The organism is Tenacibaculum finnmarkense, assembly GCF_900239185.1.
Lineage (GTDB): Bacteria > Bacteroidota > Bacteroidia > Flavobacteriales > Flavobacteriaceae > Polaribacter > Polaribacter finnmarkensis.
This window is the reverse complement of sequence record NZ_OENA01000094.1, coordinates 1-2011: the sequence shown is the minus strand read 5'-3', so window position 1 is coordinate 2011 and position 2011 is coordinate 1. Positions and strand designations below refer to the sequence as shown.

Here is a 2011-nt window from a genome sequence, read left to right as displayed (position 1 = left end):
TCAATGCTTCACCGTATATAGTAACCTTAATTCTCTCTTTTATTCTTTCTGATTATATATCAAATGTATTAAAAGACAAACTTAAGATGTATAAAAATAATAAGGGTTAGATGCCAAATCCAAAATCGGTACATATTAATAAAATCCACCAAATTTACAATTTAACAGTTAAAAGAAAAATAACAGTAAAATTGTAAATTTGGCTAAGTGCTAAACCGAAAAATAAGTTCATTTTAATCCCTTACTATTCTTATACGAACCGTTAGCATAAATACAAAATTGAATCCAAGATGATAGAATCAGAATTTAATACTGTTGATTTAAGTTATGAGTCTTATAAATTTAGAGAAGAACTTAGAAATCAATTATTATTGCAAGCTAATTATTCCTACGAACCTGGAATGTGGGAATATGAAGGAAAATGGTATTTTTCTAAATTTGATTTATACATAGCCATTTTAGCATATGAGATAGCGGAACAATTTGGAATACTAGATATTGTTGGGCTAATTGCAGTACTTAGTGGAGCTCCTTTAATTCCCACAAGAGCAAAATTTAAAGGCTCTATCAAAGGAACATCTGTTGCTTCAAAGTATCTTTCAAAAATACCTGGAGAATTACCATTTCGTGTACCTACGGTTATTGGTTATCCTAAAATTATTGGAGGAAAAGGGTTAAAAAAGAGATTAACTAAAATTATTGGAAGAATTGTAGGTCGAGCTACACCAATTATTGGTTGGGGGATTTTGACTTATGATTTAGGGAGTATTTTTTATGATACCCAAATGGTATATAATCACATTGTAGATGGAAAATAACAATCATTTTAAGCGACTGGTAGATTTTATTATTAAAGAATACTGGGGAGAAAGAGATAAAATAAATCTTAAAACTACTTTAGGAGGTGATCTTAAAATTGGAGGAGATGACGGAATAGAATTTTTAGAGAAGTTTTTAATTCATTTTAATATTGATTATGATGAAAATAGAGAATGGCAATTACATTTTGATGATGAAGGCTTTGGTTTAATCAATTTTATAGCTATTTACAATTGGATTAGAAGGAAAAAAGATAACAGGGATTATTATGATTTAACTATAGAACATTTAATAAAAATAATTGAATTAGGTTATTGGATTGACATGAAGAGTAAAAAATAGTAAGTACTTATGCTAACAATTTGTATAATGCATATGCACCCTGCGGGATGCAAACGCACCATACAAAAAACGTTAGCAATAATTAAACCCAAAAATGAGAAAAAATATGTTTGAAAAATTTGAAAATATAAAATCTGTACTTTATAAAATTGTATTTATGATTTTATTTTTTGTTCTTGCAAAATCTTGCGTTTCAGATTATGTTAGTGGAGGCGATAAAAATCATATAGCTGAATTACAACAAATGATTGATGAAAATACTAATATCGTTGCTAATTTATCGAATGAATATACTGAAACCAGAATAGCTAAAGTTGTTAAATTATATAAATTTGATTACTCATTTGACTTAAATGGAGAATCTTATAATGGGAAAATCACATTAAATGAAATTCCAAACGCCAATAAACTTAAAATATATTATTTAAAAGAAAATCCAAATACCATTTCTGCTGACCCTTTCGATGATTTAAAAAGTGAAAATGAAAAAGGAAAATCAATTTCAGATTTATTAGTTGGAATTTTGTGGGGTATTTTATCTATTATAACATTAATCTCTTTAGTTACTAGCTTTAGTAAGAAAAAAACACCTGAAACACATAAAGAAAAAAAGAAAATAGTAAGAAAAAAAAATAAAATAATTGAATCTCAAAAAGAAGTTACTGAAGAGGAAAAGAAAAAAATAGAACTTGAAAAAGAAAGAATACGAAAAGAAAAAGAAGACCCTAGTAGGTTTATGCCTAAATAACTATTGCTAACAAAGAACTGAGCTAAAAAACAACTCTTTTCTTGATTAAGTTTATACATTATTATTCTAGGCTCATAATTCTATAAATTAGTTTTTTGAGCT

The 2011-nt window shown here is 27.0% G+C and carries 3 protein-coding genes; all 3 read left to right on the top strand.

What is annotated here, in order from left to right; genetic code table 11:
- The first annotated feature begins 290 nt into the window (after positions 1-290).
- Positions 291-818 carry a hypothetical protein gene (locus AQ1689_RS10980; RefSeq protein ID WP_101916200.1) on the top strand — a complete coding sequence of 176 codons (528 nt, stop codon included), beginning with the start codon at positions 291-293 and terminating at the stop codon, positions 816-818.
- Entirely contained in the window at positions 808-1161 is a 354-nt protein-coding gene (locus tag AQ1689_RS10975) for a DUF1493 family protein (RefSeq protein WP_101916201.1), read from the top strand. Before AQ1689_RS10980 ends, AQ1689_RS10975 begins: the two co-directional genes overlap by 11 nt.
- A gap of 157 nt (positions 1162-1318) precedes the next feature.
- Positions 1319-1909, top strand: coding sequence for a hypothetical protein (locus AQ1689_RS10970; RefSeq protein WP_145993766.1), 591 nt, complete (start codon positions 1319-1321; stop codon positions 1907-1909).
- The last annotated feature ends 102 nt before the right edge of the window (positions 1910-2011 follow it).